The organism is Butyricicoccus sp. AM78-15b2TA, assembly GCF_027665985.1.
Taxonomy (GTDB): Bacteria; Bacillota; Clostridia; order Oscillospirales; family Butyricicoccaceae; genus Agathobaculum; species Agathobaculum butyriciproducens.
The window spans coordinates 130,387-144,661 of the sequence record NZ_JAQEHY010000003.1 but is presented as its reverse complement, the minus strand read 5'-3'; the positions used below and the strand labels follow the sequence as shown (position 1 = coordinate 144,661).

At 54.4% G+C, this 14,275-nt stretch carries 18 protein-coding genes; all 18 read left to right on the top strand.

The window, feature by feature from the left end:
• Positions 1-7 precede the first annotated feature (7 nt).
• On the top strand, positions 8-412 hold the full coding sequence (rpsK, locus tag PGS25_RS04465; RefSeq protein ID WP_031472201.1) for a 30S ribosomal protein S11: 405 nt from the start codon (positions 8-10) through the stop codon (positions 410-412).
• A gap of 18 nt (positions 413-430) precedes the next feature.
• The gene (gene rpsD, locus PGS25_RS04460) at positions 431-1,024 is read left to right on the top strand and encodes a 30S ribosomal protein S4 (RefSeq protein WP_110435386.1); all 594 of its coding nucleotides are present in this window, start codon (positions 431-433) and stop codon (positions 1,022-1,024) included.
• A gap of 84 nt (positions 1,025-1,108) precedes the next feature.
• On the top strand, positions 1,109-2,056 hold the full coding sequence (locus tag PGS25_RS04455; protein WP_110435385.1) for a DNA-directed RNA polymerase subunit alpha: 948 nt from the start codon (positions 1,109-1,111) through the stop codon (positions 2,054-2,056).
• 179 nt (positions 2,057-2,235) lie between these two features.
• A complete protein-coding gene (gene rplQ / locus PGS25_RS04450; RefSeq protein WP_110435384.1) occupies positions 2,236-2,580 on the top strand; it encodes a 50S ribosomal protein L17 in 345 nt (114 codons plus the stop codon).
• Positions 2,581-2,765: 185 nt separating this feature from the next.
• Positions 2,766-3,149 carry a DUF2500 domain-containing protein gene (locus tag PGS25_RS04445; protein WP_442861173.1) on the top strand — a complete coding sequence of 128 codons (384 nt, stop codon included), beginning with the start codon at positions 2,766-2,768 and terminating at the stop codon, positions 3,147-3,149.
• A gap of 24 nt (positions 3,150-3,173) precedes the next feature.
• Entirely contained in the window at positions 3,174-3,482 is a 309-nt protein-coding gene (locus PGS25_RS04440) for a hypothetical protein (protein ID WP_270417821.1), read from the top strand.
• A gap of 119 nt (positions 3,483-3,601) precedes the next feature.
• Positions 3,602-4,291, top strand: coding sequence for a copper amine oxidase N-terminal domain-containing protein (locus tag PGS25_RS04435; RefSeq protein ID WP_270417820.1), 690 nt, complete (start codon positions 3,602-3,604; stop codon positions 4,289-4,291).
• Positions 4,292-4,327: 36 nt separating this feature from the next.
• Positions 4,328-4,501 (top strand): hypothetical protein, encoded by a 174-nt coding sequence (locus tag PGS25_RS04430; RefSeq protein WP_270417819.1) that lies wholly within the window; start codon positions 4,328-4,330, stop codon positions 4,499-4,501.
• 199 nt (positions 4,502-4,700) lie between these two features.
• On the top strand, positions 4,701-5,165 hold the full coding sequence (rimP, locus tag PGS25_RS04425) for a ribosome maturation factor RimP (RefSeq protein ID WP_242988106.1): 465 nt from the start codon (positions 4,701-4,703) through the stop codon (positions 5,163-5,165).
• 21 nt (positions 5,166-5,186) lie between these two features.
• Positions 5,187-6,251, top strand: coding sequence for a transcription termination factor NusA (gene nusA / locus PGS25_RS04420; protein ID WP_110435381.1), 1,065 nt, complete (start codon positions 5,187-5,189; stop codon positions 6,249-6,251).
• 22 nt (positions 6,252-6,273) lie between these two features.
• Positions 6,274-6,555 carry an RNase P modulator RnpM gene (gene rnpM / locus PGS25_RS04415; protein ID WP_117489855.1) on the top strand — a complete coding sequence of 94 codons (282 nt, stop codon included), beginning with the start codon at positions 6,274-6,276 and terminating at the stop codon, positions 6,553-6,555.
• Complete coding sequence (locus tag PGS25_RS04410; protein WP_118478054.1) at positions 6,545-7,357, top strand: ribosomal L7Ae/L30e/S12e/Gadd45 family protein; 813 nt, start codon at positions 6,545-6,547, stop codon at positions 7,355-7,357. Before rnpM ends, PGS25_RS04410 begins: the two co-directional genes overlap by 11 nt.
• 210 nt (positions 7,358-7,567) lie before the next feature.
• Entirely contained in the window at positions 7,568-9,877 is a 2,310-nt protein-coding gene (gene infB, locus PGS25_RS04405; protein ID WP_118478056.1) for a translation initiation factor IF-2, read from the top strand.
• A 247-nt stretch (positions 9,878-10,124) separates the two neighbouring features.
• A complete protein-coding gene (gene rbfA / locus PGS25_RS04400) occupies positions 10,125-10,496 on the top strand; it encodes a 30S ribosome-binding factor RbfA (RefSeq protein ID WP_110435377.1) in 372 nt (123 codons plus the stop codon).
• The gene (locus PGS25_RS04395) at positions 10,493-11,452 is read left to right on the top strand and encodes a DHH family phosphoesterase (RefSeq protein WP_110435376.1); all 960 of its coding nucleotides are present in this window, start codon (positions 10,493-10,495) and stop codon (positions 11,450-11,452) included. Before rbfA ends, PGS25_RS04395 begins: the two co-directional genes overlap by 4 nt.
• Positions 11,439-12,356 (top strand): tRNA pseudouridine(55) synthase TruB, encoded by a 918-nt coding sequence (gene truB / locus PGS25_RS04390; protein ID WP_270417818.1) that lies wholly within the window; start codon positions 11,439-11,441, stop codon positions 12,354-12,356. Before PGS25_RS04395 ends, truB begins: the two co-directional genes overlap by 14 nt.
• Positions 12,357-12,508: 152 nt before the next feature.
• Positions 12,509-13,417 (top strand): riboflavin biosynthesis protein RibF, encoded by a 909-nt coding sequence (ribF, locus tag PGS25_RS04385; protein ID WP_118564204.1) that lies wholly within the window; start codon positions 12,509-12,511, stop codon positions 13,415-13,417.
• Between the two features lie 120 nt (positions 13,418-13,537).
• Entirely contained in the window at positions 13,538-14,062 is a 525-nt protein-coding gene (locus tag PGS25_RS04380; protein WP_270417817.1) for a hypothetical protein, read from the top strand.
• The last annotated feature ends 213 nt before the right edge of the window (positions 14,063-14,275 follow it).

The following is a 14,275-nucleotide window of genomic DNA, read 5'->3' as shown; positions in this document are numbered from 1 at the left end:
CGTATAAATGGCTAAGGTACAGAAGAAGGGCGCTGCGACCCGTACTCGTCGTCGTGAGCGCAAGAACATTGAAAAGGGCGCGGCACATATCCGTTCCTCTTTCAACAACACGATCGTTACCATTACCGACCTGAACGGTAACGCTATTTCCTGGGCTTCCTCCGGCGAAATGGGCTTCCGCGGTTCGCGTAAGTCCACTCCGTTCGCTGCTCAGACTGCGGCTGAAACCGCTGCTGCTGCTGCAATGGAGCACGGTCTGAAGACTGTTGAAGTATACGTTAAGGGCCCGGGTTCCGGCCGTGAGGCTGCAATCCGTGCACTGCAGGCCGCTGGCCTCGAGGTTACCATGATCAAGGACGTAACCCCGATCCCGCACAACGGCTGCCGTCCGCCCAAGCGTCGTCGAGTTTAATAGAGGAGGAACCAATAAATGGCTAAGAATACCCAGCCCGTTCTCAAGCGCTGCAAGACGCTTGGTCTTTCCCCTGCGGTACTTGGTTACTCCAAGTCCACGAAGCGTCAGCCCAAGCAGAGCCGCCGCAAGCAGTCCGAGTACGGCATGCAGCTGAACGAAAAGCAGAAGGTAAAATTCATCTACGGCGTACTCGAGAAGCAGTTCCATGCTTACTACGAGAAGGCTGAGCGCAAGCAGGGCATCACCGGTGAGATCCTGCTGCAGGAGCTCGAGCGCCGTCTGGACAACGTAGTTTTCCGCATGGGCTTTGCTAACACCCGCCGTGAGGCTCGTCAGCTGGTTAACCATGCACACTTCACCGTAAACGGCAAGCGCGTTAACATTCCGTCTTACCAGGTTAAGCCGGGCGACGTAGTTGCAGTTTCCGAGAAGTCCCGTTCTACCACCAAGTTCAAGTCTCTGCTGGAAGAGAACGGCAAGAAGGCTTGCCCGAAGTGGATCGAGAAGGCTAACGATTCCTTCGAGGGCAAGATCGTTGCGATGCCTGCACGCGACGACATCGACTATGATGTTGCCGAGCACCTCATCGTCGAGCTGTACTCGAAATAATAGACCCTCGCTTTTGGAACAGGCGCGGCGTCTGCTTCGCCTGTTCTATCTTAAGTTTCCAACCAACGTGAAGGAGGGTACCACATGATCGAAATCGAAAAACCGCGTATTGACTGTGAACAGCTCGCGGAGGACGGTTCCTACGGCAAGTTCGTTGTAGAGCCTCTTGAGCGCGGCTACGGCACCACGCTGGGCAACTCTCTGCGCCGCATCCTGCTGTCGTCTCTGCCTGGCACGGCAGCGTCCAGCATCAAGATCGCTGGTGTGCAGCACGAGTTTTCTACGATTCCGGGCGTTAAGGAAGACGTTACCGAAATCGTGCTGAATGTTAAGGGCATTATTGCCAAGCTGCATTGTGATGGTCCCAAGACGGTCTACATCGAGGCCGCCGGCGAGGGCGAGGTCAAGGCTGGCGATATCCACGCAGACGGCGAGGTTGAGATCCTCAACCCGGATCTGCACATCGCTACCCTGATGAGCGACGCGCGTCTGTCCATGGAGATCACGATGACTTCCGGCCGCGGCTATGTTCCGGCTGAGAAGAACAAGCAGCATCAGACCTCCATCGGCGTCATTCCGGTGGATTCGATCTACACGCCGGTTTACAAGGTAAACTACACGGTTGAAAACACCCGTGTACGCGACCTGACCGACTATGATAAGCTGACACTCGAGGTATGGACCGATGCAACCATCAACGCACGCGATGCGGTTTCGCTCGGTGCGAAGGTTCTGCGCGACCACCTCGATCTGTTCGTAGACCTGTCCGAGGAAATCGGCTCCAAGTCCACCGTTGTTGAAAAGGCTGAAGCGCAGCACGATAAGGTGCTTGAAATGACCATTGAGGAGCTTGACTTCTCCGTGCGTTCGTTCAACTGCCTCAAGCGCGCAGGCATCAACACGGTTGAGGACCTCATCAACACCTCTGAGGAGGACATGATGAAGGTTCGTAACCTGGGCCGCAAGTCCCTGGAAGAGGTTATCGGCAAGCTGGAGGCAATGGGTCTCCACCTCGCCAAGTCCGAAGAATAATCTGCGTCTTTCCGCCCGCAGCTTCGTCAGAAGCACGATTGCGTACCTTTGTACGCGGCACGCGCTTCTTCCTTGCTGTGAACGAAAATACTTGATTATTTCAAAGAGGAATTACTTGAACTGTTGCGGCGGTACGATTACCGCGCCGCCGCTTTACTTTAATTTGGAGGTAAACTCACATGGCTAACAATCGCAAGCTCGGCCGTGCTACGGATCACCGTATGGCTATGCTGCGTGCGCTGGTAACCTACCTGCTGGAGAACGGCAAGGTTGAGACCACGCTCGCTCGTGCCAAGGAAGTAGGCCCGCTGACTGAGAAGATGATCACCCTGGGCAAGAAGAACACCCTGGCATCCCGCCGTCAGGCTATGGCTTTCGTAACCAAGGAAGCTGTTGTTGCTAAGCTGTTCTCTGAGATCGCTCCGGAGTACGCTAACCGCAACGGTGGCTACACCCGCATCATCAAGACCGGCCCGCGTCGTGGCGACGCAGCTGAAATGGCGATCATCGAGCTGGTTAAGTAAGTTAAATTTTAACTTCTGACGACTCGATCTGTTCCAAAACAGAAAAATGATCCTAAAAAGGTTATCCAGTAGCGTGCTTATTGGATAACCTTTTTCTTTTTGCCTTTTTGGAATACCTATGATACTATGTAGGTAGAACGTAAATTGTCCGATCGAAAATTGGAACGCCGAAGGAGGGCCGGAAGATGTTTGCAATGCAGATGTTTGATATATTGAGCTTCATCGTCCCCATCATGTTTATTGTCGTATTTGGCATCATCATTTTTTCAATCATACAGGGGATAAGCACATGGCATAAGAACAACAATTCGCCCAGATTGACCGTACCGGCGGTAATCGTTGCAAAGCGGACAGATGTATCACATCACCAGCATGCCAATGCAGGCGACATGAGCGGAGCACACGGCTTCCACACAACGTCGAGCACGACCTATTATGTCACGTTTCAGGTGGAAAGCGGGGACCGGATGGAGTTCCATGTTTCCGGCTCGGAATATGGTATGCTTGCAGAGGGTGATACCGGCAGACTGACCTTCCAAGGGACGCGGTATCTGTCGTTTGAGCGATAGTTTTTATTCGAGAGGGACTTGCGTATGCCGAAAAATATTCAAATAATCTGTTTGTTGCGGCTGTCTGCGTGCTGCTGCGCGGTGTCGAGCGGCGAGAAAAAAATGCAGGTGACCGAGCTTGCGGTCGGTCGGACAGACGGCAAAGGCGAACTTGTGCGTCTGTATGATTGGCTGGCACAGAGGAAAATCACCGTGCGCGAGATCAATCTCAAGCGGAAGGAAGGCAATTCGGTAAAAATTGTGCTGTATATCGCCATACCGCGGCATTTCGATAAAGCGGATTTCCTGCGGCTGCAGGAGGACATTCCGGGTGTGCAGTCGGTTGAGATATAAACGGAATAGCAAAGCCGTTCGGCAGAAATGCCGGACGGCTTTTGTGCTGATTGGATAATATAGCATTGAAATATAAGGAATTGTTTGGTATACTATAACAAACGAAGGGAGGTCACAATATGAAAAAGAGAATCCCCGCAATCATCCTGATGTTTGCCCTGTTTCTGACCACATCCTATGCGGCGAACACCTATCGTAAGACGATTGCCGTCACGTCCGGCGTCAATGTGGAATTTAACAACGAAGCAATCGACATGACAGACGCCAACGGTAAAGCGGTCGAGGCGTTTATCTACAACGGCACGACCTACGTGCCGATTCGTGCGGTGTCCAATGCGTTCGGCGCGGATATCGGCTACGACCGCAATACGCAGACGATTTCGATTTATGATGATTTCACAGAAATTGTTACAGTGGCATATAAATTAAATCATAATATGTACTACTGTTTATCTTCGGCTGATCTGTGGCTGAATTATATATTTGCTAATACGTCCTACGATGCTTCTGAGGAAATATCTCTGCAGGCTCAATTATTGGAACGCAATAAGCGCATGATAGAGACATTGCGTGATGATAATGGAAATTATGGCTACTTAGAAGATTCGCTGTTGGGATATTATCAAGACTTTGTTAATCAGTATAACTCTTTGAAATCAGTGTATATTGCCTTTTCGAAAAATCCGCAAAACACTTCTGCACTTTCAAGTATGGTTAACTATAAATCTAAAATGTTAACAGATTATATTCAGTATGGAAATGACATGGAAGATTTATTGGATTCGTTTAACTGGCGTGAATTTAAGTAATTGGCAGTTGAAGTAAATAAAAAGGAGATAGAGATTATGTACCTGAAAGCAACCATACTCACCATATTAGGCTGGTTTATTGGAATGGTGTTAGATGCAAACATCGATTTCGGAGACCCGATGGGCTTCCTCAGTCTGCGCATCCTGCTGCCCATCCTTGCCATGGGACTGTGCATCCTGCATGAGCTGAGACACGGCAGCAGCCGCTAATCCGCAAAATTTGCGGCTCACACGCCTAAATTTGTGCATTTTCACGGTAAAAACGGATATTTTTATTGCAAAAACGCTTGCAATGTACGGCAATGCGTGATATACTATCAGTGTAAGATGATAAGTAACCGTAAGGAGTGGCCAAGTGCCACTCCTTACGCTTTGCTCGGAGAAAATTTTTCAGTAAGGAGGGACGGCTTTGCAGGCAAAGCAGATCGTAGCCCGCGTAGAGGAACTGGTAAAGCCTTTGTGTGAACAGGCTGGTGTTTCCCTGTGGGATGTGGAGTTTGAAAAAGAGGGCGGACAGTACATGCTGACCGTCACCGTGGATCGTCCGGAAGGCGTTAATATCGACCAGTGCGAGCAGGTTTCGCGCGCACTCGATCCCATGCTGGATGAAAAGGAATTTGACGATATGCCGTCCTACACGCTGTGTGTTTCCTCGGCTGGTATGTCGCGCCGCCTCAAGCGCCCGGAGCATTTCCAGGCGTTCATGGGTCAGACCGTCGAAGTCGGCTTCTACAAGCCGATGAACGGTATGAAGCAGATCGAGGGCACGCTCGCCGGCTATGACAACGGCGCTGTAACGCTGGAAGTGAACGGCGAGACCACTGTATACGAACCCAAAGACATTGCCGCAGTTCGACTGGCGGTAGAGATATAAGAAGGAGCTGAGTTGGAAAAAATGGTTAACGCAGAATTTTTTGACGCGCTGGAACAGCTGGAAAAGGAAAAAGGCATTCCGGTAGACTATATGCTCGACCGTGTAGGTCAGGCGCTGATCACCGCCTACAAGCGCGATAACGACGGCATGACCGACAATGTTTATGTTGAGCCGGACCGCGACAAGAAGACCATTCACATGTTTGTCCGCAAGACGGTTGTCAAGGCGGAGGACCTGTACGAGCCGTACGAGGAGATCACTCTCGAGGAGGCTGCTGAGTACAAGAATAACCCGATGGTAGGCGATATCATTGATATCGACATCCCGACCAAGTCCTTCGGCCGCATTGCTGCCCAGACTGCAAAGCAGGTTATCATCCAGGGCATCCGCGAGGCAGAGCGCGGCATGGTTATCTCCGAGTTCGAGAGCAAGGAGCACGAGATCCTGAACGGCGTGGTTGCCCGCATCGATCCGCGCTCCGGCACTGCTTATCTGGATGTTGTTTCCGGCGGCGAGAAGAGCGAGGCTGTTCTGGCCGCTTCCGAGCAGGTGCGCGGTGAGGTTCTGACCGAGGGTCAGCGCCTGAAGGTTTACCTCATCGAGGTTCGCCGCGGCACCCGCGGCCCGCAGGTCGTTGTTTCCCGCACCCATCCGGGTCTGGTTAAGCGTCTGTTTGAGCTGGAGGTGCCGGAGATCCACTCCGGTATCGTCGAGGTCAAGTCCATCGCGCGTGAGGCAGGCAATCGCACCAAGATCGCTGTTGTTTCTCACGATGAGAACGTCGATCCGATCGGTGCATGCGTTGGTACCCGCGGTGCGCGTGTTGCCAACATCACCGGCGAGCTGAACGGCGAGAAGATCGATATCATCAAGTGGAACGAGGATATGGCGCAGTTCGTTTCTGCGGCACTCGCTCCGGCTGATGTTATCAATGCCACCATGCAGGCGGACAACAAGTCCTGCCGCGTCATCGTTCCGGATGATCAGCTGTCCCTCGCCATCGGCAAGGAAGGCCAGAACGCGCGTCTGGCTGCCAAGCTGACCGGCTGCAAGATCGATATCGCTCCTGAGTCTCAGGGCGAATAAGCAAGCGGAGGTGCGGCAGAATATGGTACAGAAGAAGATTCCCATGCGGCAGTGCCTCGGCTGCCGTGAAATGTTCCCGAAACGGGAGCTGATCCGCGTGGTGCGTTCGCCGGAAGGTGAGCTTTCGCTGGATTTCAAGGGCAAGGCACCCGGCCGCGGCGCATACCTGTGCGGCAAGCCGGAATGTCTGAAAAAGGCCCGCAAGAGCCGTGCGATCGAGCGTGCGCTCAGTGTAGAGGTGCCCGAGTCGGTTTACGATCAGCTTGAGCAGCAGATGGAACAGGAGGGTGCAAATGGCAACTGATCCGGTTCTGAGAATGCTCGGTCTGGCACGCCGTGCCGGCAAGCTGGCCTACGGTGACGAGCTGGTGCGTGAAGCGTGCTTCGACCACAAGACCCGCTGTGTGTTCATCGCGGGCGACGCAGGCGCAAATGCAGCGAAAAAGGCCGCATTTTACGCCGATAAGGCCAATGTTCCGTGCGTGACGCTGCCGCACGGCAAGCTGGAACTCGGCAGCGCGATCGGCAAGGCAGGCTGCGCGATGTGCGCGGTAGCGGACATCGGTATGGCGGCGGCAGCTGTAAACAAGCTGGCGGAGCAGGATCCTGCATACACCGAAGTGGCGCAGCAGCTTAGCGAAAAAAACGCAAAGATCCAGTCCCGCAGGGGCGTCAAAAAGCATAAGGATAAGGCGGAAAAGACCGAGGAAGCGCCGGTCAAGACCGAAAAATCGGCAGAGGAGAAGCCCAAGCGCACCTACCGTAAGCCGGCCGGCGATCGCCCGTTCCGTAAGGACGGCGAATACCGTCCGTATCGTAAGAACGACGGTGAGAAGCGCCCGTTCCGCAAGGACGGCGACCGTCCGTATCGCAAGAATGACGGCGAGGAGCGCCCGTTCCGCAAGGACGGCGAATATCGTCCGTATCGTAAGAACGATGGCGAGAAGCGCCCGTTCCGCAAGGACGGCGAATACCGTCCGTATTGTAAGAACGATGGTGAGAAGCGTCCGTTCCGCAAGGACGGCGAACGCCGCCCGTACCGTAAAAGCGGTGCCGGCAAGCCGAGCTTCAACAGCGGCAAGCGCAGCTTCCGCAATAAAACGTAATTTCCCGCGCCGCAGCGCGCATTCCAATAGCAAAGCATAGCTTTGCATCAAATGTGCGAGCTTTGCCCGTGCATTTGATACCAGAGCGGAGAAAAGTTTCGACACAGGAGGAACTTTTTGCAGCTTTGGACGTATCCGAACATTGTTCGGTACGTCCTCTCTCGTTCAAAACCGTGGTTTTGAACGAAGTGTGTAAGGAGGTTATTGCCCATGGCATTAGACAATAAATATCGGGTACACGAGGTTGCAAAGGACTTCGGCGTATCCACCAAGGAGATCACCGAAATCCTGACGAAGTATCGCTCTGCACCGAAGAATCACATGCAGGTGCTTGACGATACCGACCTGTCGGTCATTTTCGAGTATCTCACCCAGCATAATCAAGTAAGAGACATGGAAGGTACGCTGAACGCACAGGGCGCATCCCGCAAGAAGCCGGAGCAGTCCAAGGCGGAAACCAAACAGCAGACCGAGTCCAAGAGAGAGGAGCCTATCGTGCAGCAGCAGCCGACACAGAGCAAGGTAAAGCAGGTTCACCGCATTGATACCCGCGGCACCGGCGACGTAAACCTTGCAAAATATGATGATCATGTAGATAAGCTGGTTGACGCAAAGGCCGAGCGAATGGAGTCCAAGGGCAGCAAGAAGCAGAAGCTGACCAAGAAGTCCGACCAGCGCTCCAAGCCGTTCGGCAACAAGCGCCGTCAGGAGGAGCAGGAGAAGATGCGCCGCCTGCAGCGTCAGCAGCAGATGGCAGCACTTAAGAAGATTCCGGTTAAGGTAATGATTCCGGAGGAGATTTCCGTCGGTGAACTGGCTTCCCGTATGAAGCGCACCGCAGCGGATGTTATCAAGGGTCTCATCAAGCTGGGCGTTATGGCGTCCATCTCTGAGGTGATCGACTACGATACCGCAGCCATCGTTGCAGAGGAAATGGGCTGCAAGGTTGAGAAGGAAGTACACGTTACCATCGAGGAGCAGCTGTTCGACGAGCACGAGGACAAGGAAGAGGAGCTGCAGCCGCGCGATCCGGTCGTTGTTGTTATGGGTCACGTTGACCACGGCAAGACCTCTCTGCTCGACGCGATCCGCAAGACCAAGGTCATCGAGGGCGAGGCCGGCGGCATTACCCAGCACATCGGCGCATACCGCGTTGAGGTTGACGGCAAGCCGATCACCTTCCTCGATACCCCGGGTCACGCTGCGTTTACCTCCATGCGTGCACGCGGTGCGCAGGTAACCGATATCGCCATTCTGGTCGTAGCAGCCGATGACGGCGTTATGCCGCAGACCATCGAGGCTATCAACCACGCCAAGGCGGCAAACGTGCCGATCATCGTTGCCGTAAACAAGATCGACAAGCAGGGTGCAAACCCGGATCGTGTTCTGCAGCAGCTGACCGAGTACGAGCTGGTACCGGAGGAATGGGGCGGTCAGACCATCGTCTGCAACATCTCCGCAAAGTTCGGTCAGGGCATTGACAACCTGCTCGAAATGGTACTGCTGACCGCTGAAATGGCTGACCTCAAGGCAAACCCGAACCGCAAGGCGCACGGTACCGTCATCGAGGCAAAGCTGGATAAGGGCCGTGGCCCGGTTGCAACCCTGCTGGTACAGAACGGCACCCTGCATGCAGGCGATACCGTTATCGCGGGTACCTCTGTCGGCCGCGTTCGCGCAATGACCAACGACGACGGTAAGAAGATTGAGTCCGCAGGCCCGTCCGTTCCGGTCGAGATCATCGGTCTGGCTGAGGTTCCGGGTGCAGGCGACATCTTTGACGCCGTAGACGACGAAAAGATGGCTCGTGAACTGGTTGAGCAGCGCAAGGACAAGGAGAAGGAAGAGCGCAACAAGCTGTTCCACAAGGTAACGCTCGATAACCTGTTCGATTCCATCCAGCAGGGCGAGATGAAGGAGCTGAATATCATCGTCAAGGCAGATGTTCAGGGCTCTGTCGAGGCGGTTCGTTCCTCTCTCGAGAAGCTGACCAACGAAGAGGTTCGCGTGCGCGTTATCCACGGTGCCGTTGGCGCCATCAACGAGTCCGACGTTATGCTGGCTGCTGCTTCCGGCGCGATCATTGTTGGCTTTAACGTTCGTCCGGACCGCACCGCTACCGACTCCGCTGCACAGCAGGGCGTTGATATGCGTATGTACCGCGTTATTTATGATGCCATCGAGGAGATGGAGCAGGCCATGAAGGGCATGCTCGAGCCGAAGTTCAAGGAAGTTGTTCTCGGCCACGCAGAGGTTCGTCAGGTGTTCAAGATCACCGGCGCAGGCGCGGTTGCAGGCTGCTATGTACAGGACGGCAAGATTCAGCGTAACGCTGAGGTTCGCGTAGTCCGTGACGGCATCGTATTCCACGAGGGCCACCTGAATACCCTCAAGCGCTTCAAGGACGATGTGAAGGAAGTTGCGACCTCTTATGAGTGCGGCATGAGCATCGAGAACTACAATGATATCAAGGAAGGCGATATCATTGAGTGCTTTGTTATGGAAGAAGTGAAGCGCTAAAACACCTTATAGGGGGGATTCCATCCCCCCTATATACGAAAAAAGTTCCCGAGGAAACTTTTTTCGATACCCCCCTCTCGTCCGCACGGCGGACGAGGCCGCGCCGCTGCGGCACGGGCAGTGGTATAAACATCGGGCAAAGCTCGATGTTTATGGGGAATTGAATCACGCACTGCGGTGCGTGTGAAAATGCTTATCGCATTTTCTGTACAAGCAGATTTTAATCAATCCTCAAAGGAGGAAAGTTATGTCTACTCGAATTGATCGTATTTCCGAAGAAGTGATGAAGGCTCTGGCAGAGGCGATGCGCTCTGTCAAGGACCCGCGTGTGCAGGAGGCTATGGTTTCCGTGGTACACTGCGATGTTACCAACGATCTGCGTTATGCGAAGTGCTATATTTCCGTACTCGGCAGTGAGCAGCAGACCAAGGACGTGATGAAGGGCCTGAAGTCCGCTGCAGGCTGGCTGCGCCGCGAGGTTGGCCACAAGGTACAGCTGCGCTACGCGCCGGAGCTGGTATTTGAGCTGGATCAGTCCATCACCCACGGTGCACACATCTCCGAGGTGCTGCACGAACTGAAAAATGAAGGCAAGCTGGGCGAGGAGGACGCAGAATGATCGTTGACGTTGCTGGCGCTGCTGCTGCGCTGCAGGCAGCGGACGACATTCTCATCCTGACTCACCGCAGACCGGACGGCGACACGGCAGGCTGTGCCGGTGCGCTCTGCCGCGGTCTGCAGCAGATTGGCAAGCGCGCATATATTCTGGAAAATCCGGAGATCACCAGGCGTTATGCGCCGCTGATCGTGCCGTATTATCCGCCGGAGGATTTCGTTCCGGCGTATGTGGTTTCGACCGATATCGCTGAGGAGAAGCTGTTTCCGGACACGGCAGAGCCGTACAAGGGCAAGGTCGATTTGGTCATTGACCATCACGGCTCGAACGACGGCTTCGGCAAAAAAAACCTCATCCGGCCGGATGCAGGCGGCTGTGCCGAGGTGCTGTACGATGTGCTGACCGCGCTCGGCGTTAAGTTCACAGCCGATATTGCAGAGTGCATTTATATCGGTGTTTCGACCGATACGGGCTGCTTTAAGTTCTCGAATACGACCGCGCATTCGCATGCGGTAGCGGCGGCCTGCCTGACTGCCGGTATCGACGGCGGTGAGATCAACCGCGTGCTGTTTGAGACCAAATCGCGTCCGCGGTTTGAGATGGAGCGCATTGTATTTGATACGATGGAGTTCCACGAGAACGGTGCGATCGCGGTTGCCGTGCTCTGGCGCAGGGATATCGACCATGCAGGCGCGGATATGGACGATCTGGACTCGATTGCATCGCTCACGCGCCAGATTGAGGGCGTACAGATCGGCATCACGCTGACCGAGAAGCCGGACGGTACGGTTCGCGTTTCCGTCCGCACCACCAAGGAGATGGACGCGGCTGCTATCTGCAAGAAGGTCGGCGGCGGCGGTCATGTCCGTGCGGCAGGTGCAAGCTTCACCTGCGGCATGGCGGAAGCCAAGGCTGCTATGCTGAAGGCGGCAGAGGAGCAGTTTCATGCAGCAAAGTGACCTGAACGGCATCCTGCTGATGAACAAGCCGCAGGGCTTTACCTCACATGACGTGGTAGCCAAGCTGCGCGGCATTCTGCATACGCGCAGGATCGGTCACGGCGGCACACTGGACCCGATGGCGACCGGTGTTCTGCCGGTATTTGTCGGCGGTGCGACCAAGGCGGCCGATTTTGCCGCAGCGCAGGATAAGGAATACGTTGCCGGGTTTACGCTCGGCTACTGCACGGATACGCAGGATGTCACCGGCGAAATGCTCCAGACCAGCGAACGCTACGCCGCGAAATACGCAGTAAAGCAGATGGTACGGCGCTTTGTCGGCCCACAGCAGCAGGTACCGCCCATGTATTCGGCGGTCAAGGTGAACGGCCAGAAGCTGTACGATCTTGCCCGCAAGGGCAGGGAAGTCGAGCGTCCGGCACGCGATATCATTGTGCACGAAATGGACCTGCTCGACTTCGATGAGAATGCCCAGAAGGGCACGCTGCGGTGTAAGGTCAGCAAGGGCACCTACGTCCGCACGCTGGTCAATGACCTTGGCGAAAAGCTGGGCACGCTGGCCGTACTGCACAGTCTGGAGCGCACCCGTTCGGGCGCGTATGAGCTGGCGCAGTGCCACACCTTTGCCGAGTGTGAGCAGGCAATGGCAGAGGGCACCATGCAGCAGCTTCTGCTGCCGACCGACAGCCTGTTTACCGATAGACCCGCCGTTTCGCTCACCGACGAGGGCGCAGAGCGCATTGCGAGAGGCGCAGTCGTATTTCCGCGCCAGACCGACAGCCTGCCGGAAACCGCAGATACCATCTGCCGTGTGTACCATCAGGACAGGTTCCTTATGCTCGGTCAGGTGAGAGAGCTGGATAAGGGCGGTTTAGGTCTGTTTGTATACAAAAACTTCCGATAAGTTTTTGTATACAAACAGAAATGGAGAATTGAAAATGGAAAATGGATAATGAAGGTATCGCGCCTTGCGCGATGATTTAATAAGCGCAAAGCGCCGCATTCATTCTCAATTCTCAATTTTCAATTATCAATTTTTTTCAGGGGGATTCCCTTATGATAGAAGTTACAAAGCCGCGTGCCATCGCGCTCGGCTACTTTGATGGCGTGCATCTGGGGCATCGGGCGCTCATGCAGCGTGCGGTCGAGCGGGCCAAGCAAATCGGCGGCACGAGTGCGGTTTTTACGTTTGATGTGCATCCGGATTCGGTCGTTATGGGCCGTCAGGTGCCGCTGCTGACCGCAAATGCATATCGCACCGAGGAGATCAAAAAGCTCGGCGGTGTGGACGAGGTTATTTTCGGCCACTTTGACCATGAAATGCAGCACATGGACTGGCGCGACTTTATCCACAAGCTGCTCATCGGCCGCTTTAACGCGGGCTGGATCATCTCGGGGCGCAATAACCGTTTCGGCTATAAGGGGCAGGGCAACGCAGAAGGCATGGCTATCGAGTGCGAAAAGGCCGGCATCGGCTATGACTGCATTGAGGATGTCAAGATTGGCGGCATTGTGGTGTCCTCCACCTATATTCGTCAGCTGATTTCGCAGGGCGATATGGAAGGTGCGGCTAAGTTTCTCGGTCATCCGTATACGGTTTCCGGCATTGTGGAGCACGGGCGGCGTGTGGGAACCAGCGTTCTGCAGGTGCCGACGGTCAATCTGCGTCTGCCGACCGAAATGGCGCTGCCGCCGTACGGTGTGTACGCAACCCGCGTTCTGGTGGACGGACAGAGCTATATCGCAGCGACCAATATCGGTGTAAAGCCGACATTTTTAGACGGCGGTGCACCGACCATCGAGCCGCATCTGCTTGACTTTGCGGGCGATCTGTACGGCAAGATGATCCATGTGGAGCTGCATAAGTTCCTGCGTCCGGAAATGCAGTTTGAATCGGTGGAGGCGCTCAAGACCGCCATCGAGGAGAATGTGCAGCAGACCAGAGACTTTTTCGCGGAAAAATAAGAAAAAACGGCATCGAAAGATGCCGTTTTTGCATCCGCAGAACCTCCGGTTGACAGCCGCAGGACCGCCCTGTATAATAATGGTACAAGGATAAGAATAGAGAGAAGAGAGGGAGACAGGATGAAGAAATCGGTCAAGTATGCGGCGGCAGCGGGATTGCTTGTGCTGCTCTGCGCGGTCGGGGTTTACGGAACCTTTTTTGCGGCGCGGAACATCGGCTGCGCGGTCGATGACTCGTTTTCGTGGAAGGCGTACAGCTATACGCCGGTCACGAGCGGCACGCTCTACAACTATGCGTTTCCGTCGGAGGAAATCACACTTTCTGCGGAAAATCGGGAAACAATCGCGAAGCTGCTTGCGGACAGCAAGGGAACGCGCCGTTTTTCGGGCAGTTGGACGCCATACGGTACCAATACCCGTATGCCGTGCACCGTTTTGGTGGAAACCGAGAGCGCGGAAGCGGACTACAAGCTCTTTCTGTGCAAGGAGGAGGCGGCAGAGTTCCTGCTATTGAAAACAGAAGTGCGCGGCAAAGACAGATGGTACAAGCTGAACGCTCCGACGCTTGCGGCGTATCTGAATGCCCTGTATCCGTATGATACAACAGGCAGCACTGTAACGCACGCTGTCGGAACAAATGGCTAAATAAAAAAGCTGCGGTTAAACCGCAGCTTTTTTGCCGCAAGGCGGAAAAAAGCCGCCTGATGAATCAGACGGCGATTTTCCCTCAAAGAGCAGGTAAAGAGTAAAGAAAGAAAAAAGAAAAAAAGAGAGCAAATGAAATATAAAAACCAATGTGGTTGTTGGTTATTGTCGATTTGTTGTGTTCCTTAGAACAATTATTATTATAGTCGTTTT

Coding starts and splice junctions, on each gene's coding strand:
- rpsK (WP_031472201.1), top strand. CDS start 8: ATGGCTAAGGTACAGAAGAAGGGCGCTGCGACCCGTACTCGTCGTCGT.
- rpsD (WP_110435386.1), top strand. CDS start 431: ATGGCTAAGAATACCCAGCCCGTTCTCAAGCGCTGCAAGACGCTTGGT.
- PGS25_RS04455 (WP_110435385.1), top strand. CDS start 1,109: ATGATCGAAATCGAAAAACCGCGTATTGACTGTGAACAGCTCGCGGAG.
- rplQ (WP_110435384.1), top strand. CDS start 2,236: ATGGCTAACAATCGCAAGCTCGGCCGTGCTACGGATCACCGTATGGCT.
- PGS25_RS04445 (WP_442861173.1), top strand. CDS start 2,766: ATGTTTGCAATGCAGATGTTTGATATATTGAGCTTCATCGTCCCCATC.
- PGS25_RS04440 (WP_270417821.1), top strand. CDS start 3,174: ATGCCGAAAAATATTCAAATAATCTGTTTGTTGCGGCTGTCTGCGTGC.
- PGS25_RS04435 (WP_270417820.1), top strand. CDS start 3,602: ATGAAAAAGAGAATCCCCGCAATCATCCTGATGTTTGCCCTGTTTCTG.
- PGS25_RS04430 (WP_270417819.1), top strand. CDS start 4,328: ATGTACCTGAAAGCAACCATACTCACCATATTAGGCTGGTTTATTGGA.
- nusA (WP_110435381.1), top strand. CDS start 5,187: ATGGTTAACGCAGAATTTTTTGACGCGCTGGAACAGCTGGAAAAGGAA.
- rnpM (WP_117489855.1), top strand. CDS start 6,274: ATGGTACAGAAGAAGATTCCCATGCGGCAGTGCCTCGGCTGCCGTGAA.
- PGS25_RS04410 (WP_118478054.1), top strand. CDS start 6,545: ATGGCAACTGATCCGGTTCTGAGAATGCTCGGTCTGGCACGCCGTGCC.
- infB (WP_118478056.1), top strand. CDS start 7,568: ATGGCATTAGACAATAAATATCGGGTACACGAGGTTGCAAAGGACTTC.
- rbfA (WP_110435377.1), top strand. CDS start 10,125: ATGTCTACTCGAATTGATCGTATTTCCGAAGAAGTGATGAAGGCTCTG.
- PGS25_RS04395 (WP_110435376.1), top strand. CDS start 10,493: ATGATCGTTGACGTTGCTGGCGCTGCTGCTGCGCTGCAGGCAGCGGAC.
- truB (WP_270417818.1), top strand. CDS start 11,439: ATGCAGCAAAGTGACCTGAACGGCATCCTGCTGATGAACAAGCCGCAG.
- ribF (WP_118564204.1), top strand. CDS start 12,509: ATGATAGAAGTTACAAAGCCGCGTGCCATCGCGCTCGGCTACTTTGAT.
- PGS25_RS04380 (WP_270417817.1), top strand. CDS start 13,538: ATGAAGAAATCGGTCAAGTATGCGGCGGCAGCGGGATTGCTTGTGCTG.